General features: G+C 70.3%; 16 protein-coding genes and 1 pseudogene. 7 read left to right on the top strand and 10 right to left on the bottom strand.

Features of this window, described 5'->3' with window-relative positions; translation table 11 throughout:
• Positions 1-10: 10 nt before the first annotated feature.
• Positions 11-1,075, bottom strand: a complete 1,065-nt coding sequence (locus ACTMTI_RS28090) for an ABC transporter substrate-binding protein (protein WP_441123539.1) — start codon at positions 1,073-1,075, stop codon at positions 11-13.
• Between the two features lie 157 nt (positions 1,076-1,232).
• On the opposite strand from ACTMTI_RS28090, the gene ACTMTI_RS28085 reads away from it, so the two are divergent.
• Together ACTMTI_RS28085 and ACTMTI_RS28080 are read left to right on the top strand one after the other, a co-directional pair.
• Positions 1,233-2,561 carry a MarR family transcriptional regulator gene (locus tag ACTMTI_RS28085; protein WP_441123538.1) on the top strand — a complete coding sequence of 443 codons (1,329 nt, stop codon included), beginning with the start codon at positions 1,233-1,235 and terminating at the stop codon, positions 2,559-2,561.
• A 27-nt stretch (positions 2,562-2,588) separates the two neighbouring features.
• A complete protein-coding gene (locus ACTMTI_RS28080) occupies positions 2,589-3,857 on the top strand; it encodes an amidohydrolase/deacetylase family metallohydrolase (RefSeq protein ID WP_441123537.1) in 1,269 nt (422 codons plus the stop codon).
• A gap of 276 nt (positions 3,858-4,133) precedes the next feature.
• On the opposite strand, the gene ACTMTI_RS28075 is transcribed toward ACTMTI_RS28080, so the two are convergent.
• Positions 4,134-5,318, bottom strand: coding sequence for an acetate/propionate family kinase (locus tag ACTMTI_RS28075; RefSeq protein WP_441123536.1), 1,185 nt, complete (start codon positions 5,316-5,318; stop codon positions 4,134-4,136).
• Entirely contained in the window at positions 5,294-7,597 is a 2,304-nt protein-coding gene (locus tag ACTMTI_RS28070) for a phosphoketolase family protein (protein WP_441123535.1), read from the bottom strand. The genes ACTMTI_RS28075 and ACTMTI_RS28070 overlap by 25 nt, the downstream gene beginning before the upstream one ends.
• Positions 7,598-7,658: 61 nt before the next feature.
• Here ACTMTI_RS28070 and ACTMTI_RS28065 point away from each other — a divergent pair, with 61 nt between their 5' ends.
• Both ACTMTI_RS28065 and pgi read left to right on the top strand, forming a co-directional pair.
• Positions 7,659-9,365, top strand: a complete 1,707-nt coding sequence (locus tag ACTMTI_RS28065) for an IlvD/Edd family dehydratase (RefSeq protein ID WP_441123534.1) — start codon at positions 7,659-7,661, stop codon at positions 9,363-9,365.
• Positions 9,366-9,488: 123 nt separating this feature from the next.
• Entirely contained in the window at positions 9,489-11,120 is a 1,632-nt protein-coding gene (gene pgi, locus ACTMTI_RS28060; RefSeq protein WP_441123533.1) for a glucose-6-phosphate isomerase, read from the top strand.
• A 234-nt stretch (positions 11,121-11,354) separates the two neighbouring features.
• Here pgi and ACTMTI_RS28055 read toward each other — a convergent pair.
• Positions 11,355-11,498 (bottom strand): annotated as a pseudogene (locus tag ACTMTI_RS28055) (LLM class flavin-dependent oxidoreductase); the annotation flags it as partial.
• 690 nt (positions 11,499-12,188) lie between these two features.
• Positions 12,189-12,803: a dihydrofolate reductase family protein gene (locus tag ACTMTI_RS28050; protein WP_441123532.1), complete on the bottom strand. Its 615-nt coding sequence runs from the start codon at positions 12,801-12,803 to the stop codon at positions 12,189-12,191.
• 400 nt (positions 12,804-13,203) lie between these two features.
• On the opposite strand from ACTMTI_RS28050, the gene ACTMTI_RS28045 reads away from it, so the two are divergent.
• Positions 13,204-14,076, top strand: a complete 873-nt coding sequence (locus tag ACTMTI_RS28045; protein WP_441123531.1) for a helix-turn-helix domain-containing protein — start codon at positions 13,204-13,206, stop codon at positions 14,074-14,076.
• Between the two features lie 227 nt (positions 14,077-14,303).
• On the opposite strand, the gene ACTMTI_RS28040 is transcribed toward ACTMTI_RS28045, so the two are convergent.
• From ACTMTI_RS28040 to ACTMTI_RS28030, 3 genes are all read right to left on the bottom strand, one after another.
• Positions 14,304-14,771 (bottom strand): MarR family winged helix-turn-helix transcriptional regulator, encoded by a 468-nt coding sequence (locus ACTMTI_RS28040; RefSeq protein ID WP_441123530.1) that lies wholly within the window; start codon positions 14,769-14,771, stop codon positions 14,304-14,306.
• A gap of 180 nt (positions 14,772-14,951) precedes the next feature.
• Complete coding sequence (locus ACTMTI_RS28035; protein WP_441123529.1) at positions 14,952-15,902, bottom strand: NmrA/HSCARG family protein; 951 nt, start codon at positions 15,900-15,902, stop codon at positions 14,952-14,954.
• A gap of 213 nt (positions 15,903-16,115) precedes the next feature.
• The gene (locus ACTMTI_RS28030; protein ID WP_441123528.1) at positions 16,116-16,286 is read right to left on the bottom strand and encodes a hypothetical protein; all 171 of its coding nucleotides are present in this window, start codon (positions 16,284-16,286) and stop codon (positions 16,116-16,118) included.
• 335 nt (positions 16,287-16,621) lie between these two features.
• On the opposite strand from ACTMTI_RS28030, the gene ACTMTI_RS28025 reads away from it, so the two are divergent.
• Together ACTMTI_RS28025 and ACTMTI_RS28020 are read left to right on the top strand one after the other, a co-directional pair.
• Entirely contained in the window at positions 16,622-16,975 is a 354-nt protein-coding gene (locus ACTMTI_RS28025; protein ID WP_441123527.1) for a GerW family sporulation protein, read from the top strand.
• A gap of 78 nt (positions 16,976-17,053) precedes the next feature.
• Entirely contained in the window at positions 17,054-17,659 is a 606-nt protein-coding gene (locus ACTMTI_RS28020) for a LysE family translocator (protein WP_441123526.1), read from the top strand.
• A 3-nt stretch (positions 17,660-17,662) separates the two neighbouring features.
• On the opposite strand, the gene ACTMTI_RS28015 is transcribed toward ACTMTI_RS28020, so the two are convergent.
• Complete coding sequence (locus tag ACTMTI_RS28015) at positions 17,663-18,382, bottom strand: response regulator (RefSeq protein WP_441123525.1); 720 nt, start codon at positions 18,380-18,382, stop codon at positions 17,663-17,665.
• The gene (locus ACTMTI_RS28010; protein WP_441123750.1) at positions 18,346-19,611 is read right to left on the bottom strand and encodes a histidine kinase; all 1,266 of its coding nucleotides are present in this window, start codon (positions 19,609-19,611) and stop codon (positions 18,346-18,348) included. Before ACTMTI_RS28010 ends, ACTMTI_RS28015 begins: the two co-directional genes overlap by 37 nt.
• Positions 19,612-19,705: the final 94 nt, after the last annotated feature.

Raw genomic sequence — 19,705 nt, 5'->3', positions numbered from 1 at the left:
GTTTCCTCCGCTACTTGCCGATGAGCTTGTCGATCTCGGCCTGCGCGAGCGGCTGGATCGGGTACGAGTCGTCGGGCTGGTCGGCCTTGACGAACTGGTCGAGGTTGTTGTCGGTGATCTCGGGGAGGGGGACCGTGATGTTCGCCGGCACGCTCGCGCCGCCGGCCTTGGCCACCGCCGCCTGGAGCGCGATCACTGACAGGTAGTTGGGCTGTGCCGTGGCCAGTGAGGAGAAGCCCTTCGACCGATTCTCGGCCCACATCTTCAGGAACCCGTTGTAGTTCTCCCCGGTGATCGGGACGAGCTTCTTGTCCTGTTTGATCAGGGTCTGCAGGGCCGCCGCGGACAGCGCGCCGCCCTGGGAGAAGACGCCGGTGATGTCCGGGTTCGCGGAGTAGGCCGAGGCGAACGCCTGCGCCGCCGGGGCCAGGTTGTACTCGCTGTGCACGTTGGCCGCGATCTTGATGTCCGGGTACTTCTTGAGCACCTCCTCGGCCCCCTTCCAGCGCTCCTCGCTGACCGACACGCCGGCCGGGCCGTTCATCGCGATGATCTCGCCCTTGCCGCCGAGCTTGTCGGCCAGCCACTGGGCGGTCATACGGCCCCACTCGACCTGGTCGGTGCCGACCCTGATGACCTTGTCGCTGGTCACCAGGCTGTCGAAGTTGGCCACCACGATGCCCGCCGCCACGGCCTGCTCCATCACCGGATTGAGCGCTGTGGAGGAACCGGCGTCGACGAGAATGACATTGTACTTCTGGGTGATCATCGCCTGGATCTGGGCGATCTGCTGGGAGGTGTCGCCATTGGCGTTGAAGGTCTCGTAGCTGGCGACCTTGCCTGCGCTCTTCAGCTTCGCGACGTCCTCTTCCAGCATCTTCAGCGTCTGCTGCATCCACGACGGCGCCAGGTAGATCGTGGACCAGCCGACCTTGAGCGCCTTGGGCGTGGCGGCGGCCGTCGCGCCGGCGGCGGTGCTCGCGACGGTGCCGCCGGAGTCGACGTTGCACGCTGTCGTGGCGAGCAGCGCGCCGACCGCCGCGGCGATCAGCGCGCGCCGGGTCATTCCTTCCATTGCTCCTCCTTAACGGTCTATGTTCGTAAATGGTTCGTAGTAGGGTGGGAATCACAATGCTCCTGTGGGGGAGTCCGCGTCAACAGTGCGGTTCGTTAAAACGGTGTGTCCTGGTCAAGGGCGAACTACTTTCGAACATGGGTCATATAGGGGGATCATGGCGATCGTGATCGGACTCGTCATCCACACGAGTCACCGCACCGTCTTCGAGGAGGCGGCCCGCACCCTCTCCGGCGTGCGGCTGGAGTGGGTCCTCTACGAGCACGAGGACGAGATCCGCCCGCGCGTCCAGGAGCTCGTCGGCCGCGAGAAGCTGAACGGGCTGCTGCTCGGGCAGGTCCCCTTCGCCAAGTCGCGCGACCTGCTCCCGGCCGACCTGTCGGTCACGGTCACCAAATCCGCCGGCCTCGACCTGTCCATCGCGTTCTTCCGGGCGCAGGCACGCCGGTGGCCGGCGACCCCGGTCAGCATCGACACCTTCGACCCGGAGACGGTCGACGAGGTCACCCAGGCGCTCGAACTCGACCGCGGGCAGGTCGCCTGCCTGCCGTACAACCCGGAGCAGAGCGTCGAGGAGATCGTGGACTTCCACCGCCGCTTCCAGGAGCGGACCGGCGCCGCCTACGCCATCAGCCTGCGCACCGCGGTCACCGCGCGGCTGGCCGGCTCGGTCCCCGTGCTCAACGCGCTCCCCGGCGTGGCCACGATCCGGGCGAACCTGCACGAGCTCGCGCTGCGCATCCAGTCCCGGCAGGCCAGCGCGTCACGATTCGCCGCGGGCGTCTTCCTCCCGGTCACCCAGGACGCGCAGGCCGACCTGGACCGGGCCCGGATCGGGCTGATGAACCTGCTGGTCAACACACCGGAGTTCAGCGAGGCCTGGATCGAGAACCGCGACCGCCGCGGCGTGGTCGTCTTCGCCCACAAGGCCTTGTTCGAGCACGTCACCCACAACTGGGTCTCCCTTCCGATCCTCGACCAGGCCCAGGAGATGCTCGGCATCCGCCTGGCCGCCGGATTCGGCGTGGGCGGCTCCGCCCGCACCTGCGTCCAGCTCGCCGAATGGGCGGCGTCGCGGGCCGAACAGGAGAGCACGCCCTCCGCCTACCTGGTCGAGGACAGCGGGGTCATCATCGGCCCGATGAACGGCCCGGTGAGTGACCCCGAATCCCCGCTCGCCTTCACCTACCGCGACCACGGCGGCGACCTCGAAGGGCTCGCCCGCCGCGCCGGCCTGAGCGCGGCGACCCTGTCCCGGCTGGCCGCCCTCGAACGCAGCCTCGAAGGCCGGCTCATCTCACCCAGCGATCTCGCCGCCTCACTCGGCATCACCGACCCGAGCGGACGCCGGCTGATCCGCAAGCTCAGCGAGTCCGGCCTGGTCACCGAGGAAGGCAGCGAGCAGATGCACCGCAAAGGCCGGCCGACACGGCTCTACCGCCTCGGCATCGGCAGCGCCCTGACGGGCGAGACCTCGCCGTCCTGACCGCGCCCCTACGCGCATAGGAGGATCATGTCCTACGATCTGCTGCTGTCCGGTGGCGAGGTCATCGACGTCGGCGGCGGGCACGTCGGCCGGTTCGACGTGGCGGTGCGCGGCGGCCGGATCGCCGCGGTCGCCCCCGGCCTGCCCCGGCACGCCGCCCGCGAGGTCATCGACGCCGGCGGCAAGCTGATCACACCAGGCCTGGTCGACCTGCACACGCACGTGCATCCGGGAGCCACCTACTGGGGGATCGATCCCGACTCCGTCGCCTGGTACTCCGGAGTCACCACCTGGATCGACGCCGGCTCGGCCGGCGCGTACGCCATCGAGTCCCTGCGCGCCGCGATCAGCGACTCCCAGGTGCGCGTCGCGGCGCTGCTCAACATCTCCGCGGTCGGGCTGACCGCACCGGACGGGGAGAATCGCGAACTGGCCAACTGCGACGTCGACCTCGCCGCGGCGACCCTCGCGACCAACCGCGACCTGATCTACGGCGTGAAGGTCCGCATGGACCGCAAGACGGTGGGCGAGAACGGGCTGGAGCCGTTGCGCCGCGCGATCGCGGTGGCCGAGACGGGCGGCGTCCCGGTGATGGTGCACATCGGCGTCGCCCCGCCCACCGTGGACGAGGTCCTCCGGCTGCTGCGCCCCGGTGACATCGTCACGCACTGCGCCAGCGGCCTGGCCACCGGCATGCGCGACGGGACCACTATTCTCCCCGCCGTGATCGAGGCGCACGCGGCGGGCGTCCTGTTCGACATCGGACACGGGTCCGGCGGCTTCGCGTTCGACGTGCTCGAAGCGCAGCTGAAGGCGGGCGTGGCACCGTACACGATCTCCTCGGACCTGCACGCGCGCTGCCTGTACGGGCCCGTGTTCGACCTGCCCACCACGATGACGAAGCTGCTCGCCGTCGGCATGCCCCTCGAGGAGGTGATCGCGGCGGCCACGGTGAACCCCGCCAGGGCGCTGAACCTGCCCGGGGGAGCCGGCACGCTCGCCGTGGGCGCCCGCGCCGACATCGCCGTGTTCGCACTGGAGGAAGGCGAGTTCGAGCTGGTGGACGCGCACCGGCGATCCCGCTTCTCCGACCGGCGGCTGGCCAACGAGATCACCTACGTCGCCGGGCGGCCGCTGCCGCCCCGGATGCCGCCGCGGCCGAAGCCCTGGATACCGCTCACCGACGCGCAGCGCGAAGCGTTGCGCCTGCGCGAGCGCCGGATCCGCGAGCTGCTGTCAGCCCCGCTCGTCGGCATCGACGGGCTGGCCGAGCAGTTCCCCCCGTCCTCCCCTTGACCGGGAGCTACGCGGGAACCCGGGCGAGGGCCGCCGGGCCTGGCCAGCACCCGCCACGGATACATGCCGTAGTCGGCGCGCAGGCGGCCCGCGTCCACGCCGGCCGCCCCGGCGGCGCGGCCGCAGTGCGCGCAGAAGCAGAGCCCGAGCAGCAGCCGCTCACCGGGTTCCAGCGGGACGAAGCTGCGCTCGTGATGGTGGCCGTGGTCGAAGGTGCCAGCCGGCGATCATGGCGCGAGCATGAGGAAGATGGTGGCACTCGTGCCCGGCACGTGGTCATGACCCGCCGGAGATCAGCGCGAGGGCCTGGCGGGCGATCTCCCACTCCTCGTCCGTGGGGATGACCAGCACGGACACCTCGGCCCCCGGAGGGGACACGGCCCGCTCGCCGGCCGGGCCCGCCTCGTTGCGCGCCGGGTCCACGGCGATGCCGAGCCGGTCGAGCCCGGCCAGGGACGCGGCGCGGGTGGCGGCGTCGTGCTCGCCCACCCCGCCGGTGAACACGATCGCGTCGACCCGGCCGAGCAGCGCGTAGTAGGCGCCGACGTACTTGCGCACGCGCCTGGTGTAGATCTCCAGCGCCAGCCTGGCCGTGTCGTCGTCGCGGCCGCGTACCTCCCGCATGTCGCCGGTCCCGGCCAGGGCGAGCAGGCCGCCGTGGTGGCTGAGCGCGCTCTCGACCTGCCCGGCGTCGAGGCCGTCCACCCGGGCGAGGTAGCCGGCGAGCGCCGGGTCCACGTCGCCCGAGCGGGTGCCCATGACCAGCCCTTCCAGAGGCGTCATCCCCATGGAGGTGTCCACGCTGCGGCCGCCGGAGATCGCGGTGGCGCTGGCGCCGTTGCCCAGGTGCAGCACGATCAGGTTCAGCCCGGCCGGGTCGCGGCCCAGGAAGGCGGCGGCACGGCGGGAGACGTACGCGCAGGAGGTGCCGTGGAAGCCGAAGCGCCGCACGCCGAGCCGCTCGCGCCACTCGCGGGGCACCGCGTACGTGTACGCCTCCGGCGGCAGCGTCAGCTGGAACGCGGTGTCGAACACGGCCACCTGCGGCACCTCCGGGAACGCCGCGCGCGCGACGCGGATGCCGGCGAGGTTGACCGGGTTGTGCAGGGGAGCGAGCGGGGCGAGCTCCTCGATGGCGGCGATCACGCCGTCGTCGACGAGCACGGCCTCGGTGAACCGGGTGCCGCCGTGCACGACACGGTGCCCGACCGCGACGGGGTCCAGGGTGGGCCCCGCTGCGGCGAACGCCTCCATGACCGCGTCCAGCCCCTCGCCGTGCCCGGGGAAGGACTGCTCCCGCTCGTACGGCGGCCCGTCGCCGGTCCGGTGCGTGAGCCGCCCCTTCTCCTCGCCGATGCGTTCGACCAGGCCCCGGGCCGGGCGCTCTTGGGTCCGGACGTCCACGAGCTCGTATTTGATCGACGAGGAACCCGTGTTCAGGACGAGGATGTGGCCGGCCATGTCCACGAGCTTATTTCCGCAGGGTCTTCGCCGTGCTCGCGCGTGTGGGCGCGGGCGTGCAGCCGCGCGTCACTCATCCGCTGCCGCAGGTGCGCCGCCTTGGAGCCGAGGCCGGGGACGCGGTCGATGACGTCCATGACCAGGTGGTAGCGGTCGATGTCGTTGAGCATGGCCATGTCGAACGGCGTCGTGGTGGTGCCCTCCTCCTTGTAGCCGCGCACGTGCAGGTTGTCGTGCCCGCGGCGGCGGTAGGTGAGCTGGTGGATGAGCGACGGGTAGCCGTGGAAGTCGAAGATGACCGGCCGGTCCACCGTGAACAACGTGTTGAACTCGGCGTCCGGCATGCCGTGCGGATGCTCCGACGGCGGCTGCAGCCGCATCAGGTCCACCACGTTGACGACCCGCACCTTCAGCTCGGGCAGGTGCTCGCGCAGCATGGCGGCGGCGGCCAGCGTCTCCATGGTGGGCACGTCACCGGCGCAGGCCAGCACCACGTCCGGCTCGGCGCCCTCGTCGGTGGAGGCCCACGGCAGGATGCCCAGCCCGCGCGTGCAGTGGGCGATGGCCTCGTCCATGGTGAACAGATCCAGCACCGGCTGCTTGCCCGCCACGATCACGTTGACGTAGTCCCGCGAACGCAGGCAGTGGTCCGCCACCGACAGCAGCGTGTTGGCGTCCGGCGGCAGGTAGACCCGCACCACGGAGGCCTTCTTGTTGATCACCACGTCCAGGAAGCCCGGGTCCTGGTGGCTGAAGCCGTTGTGGTCCTGCCGCCACACGTGCGAGGACAGCAGGTAGTTCAGCGAGGCGACCGGCCGCCGCCAGGGGATCTTCTGCGATGATTCCAGCCATTTGGCGTGCTGGTTGAACATGGCGTCGATGATGTGGATGAACGCCTCGTAGCAGTTGAACAGCCCGTGCCGGCCGGTCAGCAGATAGCCCTCCAGCCAGCCCTGGCACAGGTGCTCGCTGAGCACCTCCATCACCCGCCCGCCCCTGCCCAGGTGCTCGTCGGTGGGCAGGAGCTCGGCGTCCCAGGCCCGGTCCGTGGCCTCGAACACGGCCTGCAGCCGGTTGGAGGCCGTCTCGTCCGGCCCCATCAGCCGGAACGTGCGCGGGTTCGCCATGATCACATCCCGCAGGAGCTCGCCGAGCACCCGGGTGGGCTCGGTGCTCTGCGCGGCGGGCGACTTGACCTCCACGGCGTGCCTGCGGAAGTCCGGCAGCCGCAACGGCTCCAGCAGCTCGCCGCCGTTGGCGTGCGGGCTGGCGCTCATCCTGCGCGTCCCCTGCGGCACGGTGCGCAGGAGGTCCTGCTTCGGCCGCCCATCGCTGCCGAACAACTCCTCCGGCCGGTAGGAGCGCATCCACTCCTCGAGCATGGCCAGGTGGCTCGAGTTCTCGCGGACCTTGGCCAGCGGCACCTGGTGCGCCCGCCACGTGCCCTCGACCGGCTTGCCGTCCACCTCGCGCGGGCCGGTCCAGCCTTTCGGCGTCCGCAGGATGATCATCGGCAGCCGGTCGGCGTCGCCGTTCTTGTAGGCGGCGATCTCCTCGAAGGCGGTGTCCAGGTTGCGCGCCATCTCCTCGTGGTCGGGGCCGACGAGGTGGGGGCGGTAGCCGTACCCCTCCATGAGCTTGACCAGCTCTTCGGTGGGGATGCGGGCGAGCACGGCAGGGTTGGCGATTTTGTAGCCGTTGAGGTGCAGGATCGGCAGCACGACGCCGTCACGGCCGGGGTCGAGGAACTTGTTGGAGTGCCAGCTCGCGGCCAGCGGCCCGGTCTCGGCTTCGCCGTCCCCGATGATGCAGGCCACGACCAGGTCCGGGTTGTCGAACGCGGCCCCGTACGCGTGGGCAAGGGAATAGCCGAGCTCGCCGCCCTCGTGGATCGAACCGGGCGTCTCCGGCGCGACATGGCTGGGCACCCCGCCGGGGAAGGAGAACTGCCGGAACAACCGCCGCATGCCCTCGACGTCCTGGGAGATGTCGGGGTAGCGCTCCGAGTACGACCCCTCCAGCCAGGCGTGCGCCACCGCCGCCGGGCCGCCGTGACCCGGGCCGGCGATGTAGATCAGATCCTGATCCCGCTCGTTGATCACCCGGTTGAGGTGGGCGAAACAGAAGTTCAATCCCGGGGTGGTGCCCCAGTGGCCGAGCAGGCGCGGCTTGATGTGCTCCGGCCGCAGCGGCTCGGTGAGCAGCGGGTTGTCCAGCAAGTAGATCTGCCCGACGGACAGGTAGTTCGCGGCCCGCCAGTACGCGTCGATGGCTTCCATGTCCCTGCTGCTTCCTCCACAGAACGTGCTGAATCCCCTATGCGCCCGATAAGGTCCGAATATGGAGTTCAGGAGTTCACGCTGGTACGCAGGAGACGACCGGAACTCCTACATCCATCGAGCCTGGATGCGGCGCGGGCTGCCACGCGAGGCGTTCGAGGGCGAGCGGCCGCACATCGCCATCGCCAACACCGCCTCCGACCTGACCCCCTGCAACTCCCACCTGGACGAGGTGGCCCAGAGCGTCATGCACGGCGTCTGGGAGGCCGGCGGCGTGCCGCTCAACCTGCCCGTCGTCTCGCTCGGCGAGACGAACGTCCGCCCCACGGCGATGCTCTGGCGCAACCTGGCCGCCATGGCCACCGAGGAGATGCTGCGCGCCAACCCGATCGACGGCGTGGTGCTGCTCGGCGGCTGCGACAAGACCATCCCGTCGCTGCTGATGGCCGCCGCCTCCGTGGACCTGCCCGCCGTGGTGGTGCCCGGCGGCCCCATGCTGACCGGGCACTTCCGCGGCGCCCCGCTCGGCTGCGGCACCGACGTGTGGCGGCTCAGCGAGGAGGTACGCGCCGGGACGCTCTCCCGCGAGGCGTTCCTGGAGTCCGAATCGTCGATGATCCGCAGCCGCGGCCACTGCAACACGATGGGCACCGCCTCCACCATGGCCTTCATGGCCGAGGCGCTCGGCATGACGCTGCCCGGCACCGCCGGCACCCCCGCACCCGACAGCCGCCTGCTCGAACGCTCCCACGAGACCGGCCGCCTCGCCGTGGACCTCGTCAAACAGGGCCGCCGGCCGAGCCACGTCATGACCAAGGGGTCGTTCCTCAACGCCGTCGTCACCCTCGCCGCCGTCGGCGGCTCCACCAACGCCGTCGTCCACCTGCTGGCCATCGCCGGGCGGCTCGGCGTCGACCTCACCCTGGACGACTTCGACCGCACGGGCTCCGGCGTGCCGCTGCTCGTCGACCTCCAGCCCGCCGGACGTCACCTGATGGACGACCTGTTCCGGGCCGGCGGGCTCGGCGCCGTGCTGAAGGAGGTCGAGGACCTGCTCGACCCGGCCGCGATCACCGTCACCGGGCGGCCGCTCGTCGAGCACCTCGCCGGGGCGCAGATCTGGGACGAGAGCGTCATCAGGCGCCGCACCGACCCGCTGCTGTCGGACGCGGGCATCGCCGTCCTGCGCGGCAACCTCGCCCCGGGCGGCGCCGTGATCAAGCCCGCGGCCGCCTCGCCCGAGCTGCTGCGCCACCGCGGCCGGGCCGTCGTCTTCGACAGCGTCGAGGACGTGTACGCCCGGCTCGACTCGCCCGACCTGGACGTGGACGAGACGTCGGTGCTGGTGCTGCGCGGCTGCGGGCCCAAGGGGTATCCCGGCATGCCGGAGGTCGGCAACCTGCCGCTGCCGGCGAAGCTGCTGGCCAAGGGCGTACGCGACATGGTGCGCATCAGCGACGCCCGCATGAGCGGCACCGCGTACGGCACGGTCGTGCTGCACACCGCGCCCGAGGCGGCGGCCGGGGGGCCGCTGGCGAAGGTGCGCACCGGCGACCCGATCGTGCTCGACGTGGCCGCCCGGCGGCTCGACGTGGACGTGCCCGACGCGGAGCTGGCCGCCAGGCGGCCGGTCACGAACGGCCACGCCCGGCCCGTACGAGGCTGGGAACGCCTCTACGCCGACCACGTCACCCAGGCCGACAGTGGCGCCGACCTCGACTTTCTCATCGGCTCCAGCGGTGACGCGGTCGGCCGCGAATCCCATTGAGGTCCCTAAAGACTCCGCTCCGCCGTGCGCGGAATCAACCCCGGCGGGTACAGGGTTACGGAACGATGTGACCGGCTAGAGCGGTTTGGCAAGGCGAGTTTGGCGACGCGAGGAGGAAGACACGTGAACGGCGACATCACCCAGAGCCAGGAGTGGACGGCCCTGGGCAAGCACCACGAGGAGCTGGCGGGCAGGCGGCTGCGTGAGCTGTTCGCGGAGGACCCGGGCCGGGCCGACCGCATGACGGTGACCGCCGGCGACCTCTACCTCGACTACGCCAAGCACCGCGCCACCCAGGAGACGATCGACCTGCTCGTGGCCCTGGCCGAGCGGGCGGGCCTGCGCGAGCGGATCGCCGCCATGTTCGGCGGCGAGCACATCAACGTCAGCGAGGACCGGGCCGTGCTGCACGTCGCGCTGCGCCTGCCCGCCGACGCCGAGCTGGTCGTGGACGGGCAGGACGTCGTGGCCGACGTGCACGCCGTGCTCGGCAAGATGAGCGCCTTCGCCGACCGGGTCAGATCCAAGGAGTGGAAGGGCGCCACCGGGCGGCCCATCGAGACCGTCGTCAACATCGGCATCGGCGGCTCCGACCTCGGCCCCGCCATGGCCTACGAGGCGCTGCGCGACTACGCCGACGCCGGCATCGCGGCCAGGTTCGTCTCCAACATCGACCCCGCCGACATCGCCGGCAACCTCGCCGATCTCGACCCCGAGACCACGCTGTTCGTGGTCAGCTCCAAGACCTTCACCACGCTCGAGACGCTCACCAACGCCAGGGTCGCGCGCGGCTGGCTGGTCGAGGCGCTGGGCGCCGACGCGGTGTCCAAGCACTTCGTGGCCGTCTCCACCAACGCCGAGAAGGTCGCCGCGTTCGGCATCGACACCGACAACATGTTCGGCTTCTGGGACTGGGTCGGCGGCCGCTACTCCTACGACGGCGCCATCGGGCTGTCCCTGATGATCGCCATCGGGCCGGAGCGGTTCCGCGAGATGCTCGCCGGCTTCCACACCATGGACGAGCACCTCCGCACCGCTCCGTTCAACGCCAACATGCCGGTGCTGATGGCCCTGCTCGGGGTCTGGTATACCGACTTCTTCGACGCCGAGACCCGCGCCGTCCTGCCCTACAGCCAGCGGCTGCACCGCTTCCCCGCCTACCTGCAGCAGCTCACGATGGAGTCCAACGGCAAGTCCGTACGCGCCGACGGCACCCCGGTCACCGTCAACACCGGCGAGATCTTCTGGGGCGAGCCCGGCACCAACGGCCAGCACGCCTTCTACCAGCTCCTCCACCAGGGCACCCGGCTCGTCCCCGCCGACTTCATCGGCTTCGCCGAGCCCTTCGAGGACCGCGAGGGCATGCACGACCAGCTCACCGCCAACCTGCTCGCGCAGACGTCGGCGCTGGCGTTCGGCAAGACGGCCGAGGAGATCGCCGCCGAGGGCACCGCGCCCGAGATCGTGCCGCACAAGGTCATGCCCGGCAACCGCCCCACCTCCACGATCCTCGCCCCCAAGCTGACCCCGTCCACGCTCGGCCAGCTCGTCGCGCTGTACGAGCACATCGTGTTCGTCGAGGGCACCATCTGGGGAGTCGACTCCTTCGACCAGTGGGGCGTGGAACTGGGCAAGAAGATGGCGCTCGACCTGGCCCCCGCGCTGACCTCGGACGAGCCGCCGGCCTCGCTCCCGGACGCGTCCACGGAGCGACTGGTGCGCAGATACCGCGAGCTGCGCGGCCGCCGGGTCTGACGCGTTGCCGTCGGTCACCGCGGCCGCCCTCGTCGTCGCCCGGAACTCATCCGCTTGGAGTGGATCAGGTCGCAGCTGATGAGGCCCTGGCGCACAGGGCCTCATCAGAGCGCTGTAGACGGGCGTCACCGCTATGGCTTCGTCAGCTTCGGTGACCGCCGCCGGCACTTCACTCAGGGCCGGACTCGGAAAACGCGGTCACCATGTCGTGAGCAATGTCGGAGGCCACGTCACGCCGGTCGCGAAGACGTCCAGGCCGGCCTCCTCCGCCTTCTGCGCGATGGTGACCATCGCCTTGATCCGCTCGTGCTCGGTCGGCGTCCTGCAGGCGGCCGGATCGGTGTTGACATCACCGACGGTGAAGATCCCGAACTGCATCGTGCCCCATCCTCTCCCATATCGTTGACGTATCAACTGTGCGCCTGACGCGGGGGCTTGATACTTCTATTCCGATGGCGGAGAAGGGTTCGATCGGGGCGAGGGTGGTTGACACATCAATGCCTCTCCATTCTGATCTGGTTGATTAGTCAACCAATGACGTGTCCCGCTCCGCAGTATGTACCGAGCTACACGGGTGCACTGGTGGACTCGTCTTGCTTCGTCCGCGAAGCAGGACTGGGTGCTCGGTGGCAGGGTGGGCTTGATCAGCTTGCTGGGGAGAGAGCGGGCCGCTATATGTCTTCGCCGCAGACATCGCCAGTGTTCTGCACGGTGAGTGACTTGGAGAGCACTGGCGATGCGGGGTAGCTGGGCAGTGTTGTGTCGCGGCAGTGGGTTCCGGCAGCAGGACGATGCGGACGATGACCCTTCGGGCCGAAAAGGATGCTCGTGCCGCAGCTGCGCGCCGAGTTGGAAGTGCGAACCCCTGCCGATCGAGGTGCCGGCCGGGCCTGGATGGCAGGCCAGCCTGGCCAGGGAGCAGCCGCCGCCCGCGAGCAGATGTCCTACCGCGCCGCCGAAGGTCAGGCGGTCGAAGCGGGGGTCGTGTGGTCAACTGAAGCACATGAAGAACCGCGCCCCATCGGGGCGCCGTTGTGCTCGATGCGAAGTTCCGCAACGACGTCGTCGTCAGAGGACGTCGTAGGTCAGGTGTGTCGCGGTCGATGTCGAGATCACGCTCCGCTGCACCAACGTGCGCGGCGCTCCGCCGGTGAACAGTGGCGTCCCGGCGCCCAGCACGATAGGCGCGAGGTGCAGCGTCAGCGTGTCGACCAGCCCGACGTCGAGCGCCGAGCCGATCGTGGCGCCGCCGCCCATGAGGACGACGTCGAGGTCCTTGCCGCTGTGCGACGACGCCGCCTCGGCGCGCTCGCGCGCGGCGGCGACGGCGTCGGGCAGACCGGTGGTGACGAACGTCCAGTCGAGGCCGGTGAGCCGCACCGACTCCGGCGGCGCGCTCGTCACGACGACGAACGAGGGCTTGCCGACTTCGCCGGCACCGTAGCCGGTCTCGTCGTTCCAGCCGTTCGGCCCGTCGACCACGTCGAAGAGCTGGCGGCCGAGGATGACGGCGCCCGAGCGGGCGGTCGCCTCCCGCAGGACCCGGCGGTCATCGGGGTCGTCGGAAAACGCCCAGGTGTGCAGGGCCTCGCCACCGGTGCCCAGACCATTGTCCGGGCCGGAGCCGGGCCCGGTGACGAAGCCGTCGAGGGATACCGAGATGTCAGCAATAATTCGAGTCATGCCAGGGTGGACCCGATCGGCCGCCCGAACTCATCGCTCATGCATGAGGCGTGTGCCGGATGCTCCCAGGATCGCCGGGGCCGCTTACGGAGACATCGCCGTGCGTGAGTTTTACCTGAGACCGATCTTGGCCGCCGTGGGGCCAGGGAACAGGGATTGCGGACAGGCACTCCAAGCCGCCAGTGCCGCGCCGACCCGGCGTCCCTGGTCCGGGGTCGCGCAGCTACGGTCGGCCGGTTCGGCCGACCGGCCGTGCCCGAGCAGATCGATCCGGATGACGCGATGGGATCCGGTCAGCAGCGGAACCAGCGGGTCCCACGAGCGGGTCGAGGACGCGCCGCCGGTACGCGCCGGTGGCTTGGACGAATGTTCCCCTCCGTCGGCTCGCTAGCATGGGAGGGTGCGGACGTTCGTGCACGGTGCGGCTGTGTGGGGCGTCGCATGCCCGCAGCGGCCCAGCCGGGTGGCCGGTGTCACCATGGCCGGGTTCCGTGTCCGTGACCTGGACGCGCTCCGGATGGTCCCGCACCCGGCCGTGACGCTGCTTGTGGAGTTCGGCGCCGGTTCGCCCGTCCTGGACGATGCCGCCGGGCGGCAGCAGCGGGGGAGTGTCGTCGCCGGGCCCGGGTTCGGGTCCGGAGGCGCGGTCTGGGCGCGAGGTGAGAACGTCGAGTGCGTGCAGGTGCGCCTGTCCCCGGTGATCGCACGCGCGGTTCTGGGTGTCTCCCCCGCCGACCTCGACGGCGCCGTCGTGGCCCTCGAGGACCTGTGGGGCCGGGAGGCGTCACGGATCCGTGAGCAACTGGGCGATGTCTCGTCGTGGCAGGATCGCTTCGCGTTGACGGACGCGCTGCTCGCCCGCCGGCATGAGGCGGGGTCGTCCGTAGACCCGGAGGTGGCCTGGGCCTGGCACCGGATCGTCGGCAGCCGTGGCCTGGCCCGGGTCGACGGACTCGCGGCCGAGGTCGGATGGAGCCGTAAGCGCCTGTGGTCCCGGTTCCGGGCGCAGCTCGGCCTGCCGCCCAAGCGCGCCGTGAAGCTGGTCCGCTTCGACCATGCGGCCCACCGCCTGGTCGCGGGTGAAGGCGCAGCCCGAGTCGCGGCCGACGCCGGCTACGCCGACCAGTCCCACCTGCATCGGGACGTCATGGCGTTCACCGGAGTGACCCCGGCGACCGTGGCCGGCGAGCCATTTCTGGCGGTTGACGACCTCGCATGGACCAGCCACGAAACACCCGGCAAGACCCACGCCTGTGGTGTCCTGCGCCGGTAGTTCGTCGTCAGGCCGTGTTTCGTGGATCACGGGACGGGATCGCGGAGCCAGATCTTGATGGACGCGACGTCTGGGATGACGTCGCGCTTGTCCAAGCGCGTGGCCACGACGCGGAACTGCCGCGCACATGGGGCTGAGCGCCGGATTCGTGCCCTTCATCGAGCTCGCTGAGGCGGCCGCCTCAGGGGGGCCTGGTCATGGCTCTTCTGTCAGCCCCTGGGCCATGCTCACTCGCATTCCTTCTCCAGCTCATCGAGGATTCGGTTCGAGATCTGGGCGAGCATGGCCAGTTCTGCCGGGGTCAGAGGGTTGATGAACAGGCGGCGGACTGCTTCGACATGGCGGGGAGCCGCGGCCGCGATGGCCTCACGGCCGGCGGGAGTGACGACGATGAACGCCGCACGGCCGTCGCTGGGGCATCCATCGCGGACGACCAGGCCGCGCTTGGCCATCCGTCCGATGTGGTGAGAGATCCGGCTCTTTTCCCATTCCAGCGCCTTGGCAAGCTCCAGGACACGCAGCCGGCCATCGGGCACCTCGGTGAGGTGCACGAGCACTCCGTAGTCGGCGACGGACAGGCCGGACTCGGCTTGCACCTCGCGAGCCAGCCGGTTGACGAGCTTGTCGTGGAGCCGGACGAAACTGCGCCAGGCATGCTGCTCGGTCTCGGTGAGCCAGGGCGTTGTCTCAGCCATGCGTATCAGTGTAGACGTTTTGTTGACGCGTCATCTCATGCTTGCGTCTTACCCGTGCGGCGGGCGAGGCCCGCCCCGATGTCCGTGGCTCGCACCGGTCACCAGGGCGGCCTTGCCGCTGAGCTGCCGGCCCGCAGGGCCCGTCAAGTCCTGTGCACCTGCGGCGCTTGAGAGACCCGATCAGCTCGCCTTGATCTTCGAGACGTTGTCGGCCAGCCAGTCGTCGAAGCTCTTCAGCGCCGGGTTGAGCTCCCGCAGCCTGTTCAGATCGCGGGCGCCGGTGAACTCCTGGTCGAAGTCACCGTAGTACTGGAACATGTTGCCGAGCTCCTCGGCGGCCGGAATGTCGAGGGTGCGGAAGACGCCGTAGGGCACCGGCTGGAAGCGCACCGCCTCGCCGAGCGCGGCCTCGAACTTCGCCGCGTACTGCGCTCCGGTCAGATGGTCGCCGGCCAGACCGATGGTCTCGCCGACGAACCGCTCGCCGCCCTTGAAGAGGGCGAGAGCGGTCCGGCCGATGTCCTCGACGTCCACTCCGGAGAGCAGCTTGCCCTCCTCCATCGGCAGGGTCAGCGTCAGCACGCCGTCCTCGCCGCGCGCAGGACCGAGACCTTGCAGGAAGCCCTGGAAGAAGAAGGTGGTGTTCAGGAAGGTCGTCGGCACCCCGGCCTGCCGGAACAGCTCGTTCGCCTCGCCCTTGACGTCGAAGTGCGGCACGTTGTACTTGCCCTGGAGGACAGGCATCCGGTCGTCGTCCAGCGGCAGCAGCGCGCGAGTGTCCTCCAGCGTCGACCAGACCACATGACGGAGCCCCGTCGCCTTGGCCGCCCGCACCAGAACTTGGACTTCCTCGGTTTCCTTCTCCGCCGAACCGTGTGCCCAGAAGTTGGTGACCAGGAAGGCGCCGTAGGCACCTTCGAATGCCTTGTGCACGCTCGGCTCGTCGTAGAAGTCCGCCTGGACGACCTCGGCCCCGAGTGCCGCGAGGTCCCTCGCGGCGGACGAGTCGGGGTTCCTGCTGAGCGCGCGCACCGCGAAGCCCGAATCCTGATCCGCGAGGATGGCCCGCGCGACACCCCCGCCCTGGGAACCCGTTGCTCCAGTAACCGCGATGATCTTTTGGTCGCTCATAGCCACTACCCCTGTCCAAAGAGCCTTAAGTTGATGTGTCAACTAGACCTTAATGCGCCTTAGATGACACGTCAACTTTTTTGCTGAACTACGGTGCGCAGTCTCGGCCCGCTCCCCCGCGGAGCCGGTCGCGGGCCGACCGGGAGCTGAACCGCAAAGGAGCCGGCGGCGAACGGCCATGGACGGCGCGGCGTCATGCGATCGCGGCGCGCCTCACTGCTGAGGGGCGTTGATGAAGACGTGCACGCTTGGGATCACACCATCGTGGACGGAGATCACGTCCCGCCCGGCGACCACGGGTGCCCCTCCGGCCGGCCCCAGGGCCCAGGAATAGGCCGACACCGCCTGGACGGTCTGAATGGCGCCGCTCAGCTCGAGCCGCATCCCTGGGATGGCGGCGCACCCGTGCGCTCGCCGGGCTCGAGCATCACGGGCGGGGAGATGTAGCTCCATTTCAGGTCGTCGGCGTCGTCCCGGATGAGCTCGAGCACTGCCACCTGGGCCGGCGTCCGCGGCAAGTAGGCCTCGGGGAACCCGGGGGAGGGCGTCGAGGACCCGTACACCCGGGGAGACCTCCCAAGGCGCGCTACGGCGTCGGCGTCGCTCGCACCCGCTCGCCCGGGTGCCGTCCTTCCCGCCGCAGTTGACCCTGTCGCCCCGTTCGAGCCGCACCGCCCGCTGAGGTGGTGCGGCGGCCGATCCGGGGTGAGGATGGGGAAATGGACATCATGGAGATGGTGGAGCGGTTGAAGGACGCCGCTACCGTCAAGCGGGTCTTCGGCGAGCCGATCCAGCACGGCGACGTGATCGTCATCCCCGTCGCCAGGGTCACCCAAGGGGGCGGCGGAGGCCAGGGCCAGGGTACGGACGAGAAGGGCGAAGAGAGCAACGGGAGCGGCGTGGGCTTCGGGTTAGCAGCCACGCCCGCCGGGATGTTCGTGCTCAAGGACGGCGACGCCCAGTGGCGGCCCGCCGTCGACGTCAACCGCATCGTGCTCGGCGGCCAGGTCGTCGCCGTCGTGCTGCTGCTGACCTTGCGCGCCATCTTCAAGAAGCGCCGCCGCGGGCGCTGAGCATTCGCCTTGATGCCGCCACGGGCGGGTGCTCTTAGGGTGGACCCATGAGTTCTATGACGCAGTTCGTGGCATTCGGTGGCGTCGTGCTGCTCGGAGCCATGTCCCCCCGGGCCCGACTTCGCGGTCGTCGTACGCCGCTCCGCCGTCTCCGGCCGCGGCCACGGCATGGCCGCCGCGCTCGGGATCTCCGTGGGCGTGTTCGCCTGGGTGGTGGCCGCGGCCACCGGCGTCGCGGCGCTGCTGGCCGCCTCGGCGATGGCGTTCACCGTGGTCAAGGTGGTCGGCGCGGCCTACCTGCTGTACCTCGGGGTCAAGGCGCTGCGCTCGGCCCTGCGCAGGGGCCAGGAGCTGGAGCTGGATCTGCCCGATCCCGGGCGGCGCAGCTCGTGGGCGGCGTTCGCCGAAGGATTGCTCACGAACGCGCTCAACCCTAAGGCGGCGCTCTTCTTCGTGGCCCTGGTGCCGCAGTTCGTCAGCTCGGGCGCCTCGATGGCGGACACGCTCGTGCTGTCGCTGATCGCGCTGGCCGGGACGGTCGTGTGGTTCCTGGTGGTGGCCAACATCGTCGGCACGCTGCGCAAGGTCTTCGCCAGGCCTGCGGTGCGCAGGGCCGTGGACGGTCTGACCGGGGCCGCCCTGATCGGCCTCGGAGTCAAGCTCGCCGCCACCAGCCGCCCGTAGTCTCTAACGCTCCCCGCCGAGAAGATCGCGAATCGTGCCGTGCCGGTCCGGATCGGGTCGCGTACGGGATGGGGCGGGCGTGGCCTGCAGATAGGCCAGGACCGCCATGACGCGCCGGTTGTGGTCGTCGGACGGAGGGAGGCCGAGCTTGGCGAAGATGTTGTTCGTGTGCTTGCCGACCGCCTTGTCGGTGACCTGGAAGCGGGCGGCGATGGCCAGGTTGGACATCCCCTCGGCCATGAGCGCGAGCACCTCACGCTCACGGGGCGTCAGCGCGGCCAGCGGCTCGTCCCGGCTGCGGCGGGCCAGGAGCTGGGTGACCACCTCGGGGTCCATCGCGGTGCCGCCTCCGGCGACCCGGCGTACCGCGTCGACGAACGTGTCGACGTCGCCCACCCGGTCCTTCAGCAGGTACCCCACCCCGCCGGAGCGGTCGGAGAGCAGTTCCCTGGCGTACAGCTGCTCCACGTACTGCGACAGGATCAGCACGGGCAGCCCCGGAACCCGGCTGCGTGCCTCCAGCGCGGCGCGCAGCCCCTCGTCGGCGAAGCCGGGCGGCAGCCGTACGTCGACCACGGACACGTCCGGACGGTGCCGGACCAGCGCCCGCAGCAGCATGGGGCCGTTGTCGACCGCCTCCACCACGGTGAAGCCGTTCGCCGACAGCAGGCGTACCAGCCCGTCCCTCAGGAGTGCGAGATCTTCGGCGATGACAACGCGCACGTGACCTCCATGGTCAGTTCGGTGGGGCCGCCAGGAGGGCTGCTCACGGTGAGCGAGCCGTCGAAGGCGGACAAGCGGTTTTCGATGCCGCGCACGCCGGTGCCACCGGCCCGTTGGACTCCGCCGCACCCATCGTCGCCTACGGTCAGGCGCAGCACGCCGGCGGCGTGCCGCAGCCGCACCCAGGCGCGGGAGGCGCCGCTGTGCTTGGTCACGTTGGTCAGCGCCTCGGCGGCGGCGAAGTACACGGCGGACTCGACGGGCGGCTGCAGGCGGCCGGGCAGGTCGATGTCGACCTCGACCGGCGTCGGGCAGAGCAGCGCGGCCGCCTCGATGGCGCCTGCCAGACCGCGGTCGGCCAGCACCGGGGGGTGGATGCCGCGCACCAGGTCACGCAGCTCCGTCAGAGCCTGGCCGGCGACTTCCCGCGCCTCGTCGATCATCTGCAGCATCTCGCCGGGGTCGCGGCAGCCGCGGGCCAGGCCCAGGTTCATGCGGATGGCGATCAGCTTGGCCTGCGCGCCGTCGTGCAGGTCACGCTCGATGCGGCGCAGCTCGGCCGCGCTCGCGTCGACCACCGCGGCCCGTGACGCGGCCAGCTCCCGGATCCGCGCGTCCGGTGCGGGGTCCGGGTCCAGCAGCAGCCGCGCCAGCCGTGCCTGGCCGGTACGGAAAAGGGAGACGGCCATGAGGGTGACCACCGCGATGGCCACGATGGACATGCTGAGGGCGAACGTGTTGAGCATGCTCCGCTCCGCCGGGTTCAGCCTGAAGAAGACGTAGTCCAGAGCGGTCAGCATTGCCCACACCGCCACCAGGGGGGCCGGGCCCGTGACGCAGTGCACGGCCAGCCAGGTCAGTTCGCGTCGCGTGCCCGGGTCGCGCAGCGCCGACGCCAGGCCGGCCCGCCGCCACCCGTGGCCGGTCTCGCGCGGATGGACACGGACGCCCTCCGTCACGATGTCTCGGCGGAGAACCTGGCTCGCCCAGCGGCGCTGGAAGGCGGCCAGGCGGTGGACGAGCTGGAGCCCGCGGCCGAGCGACGCCGGCCCGAGACCGGCCACCGGCACGAGGGCGAGGCTCGCCAGCAGCAGGACGAGCAGCGCCAGAGCGGCCAGGCCCGTGACGGTGTTCAGGGCAAGGGAGGCCAGGCCGGTGATGGCGTTGAGCGCGTGCGCCGCCAGGCCGGTGATGGCCTTTCGCACCGGCCCGCCGGGCACGGGTGGCATTCGGATCACATGTGCAGTTTGCCCTGCCGGTGAGGAGAAGGCGGTGGGGCCAGCCCTACTCCCGAGAGTGGTGATCTCCCACCCCGACGGAGGC

Source organism: Nonomuraea sp. H19, assembly GCF_052068215.1.
Taxonomy (GTDB): Bacteria; Actinomycetota; Actinomycetes; order Streptosporangiales; family Streptosporangiaceae; genus Nonomuraea.
The sequence above is the reverse complement of the archived record's forward strand: the minus strand, read 5'-3'. Positions and strand labels throughout refer to the sequence as shown.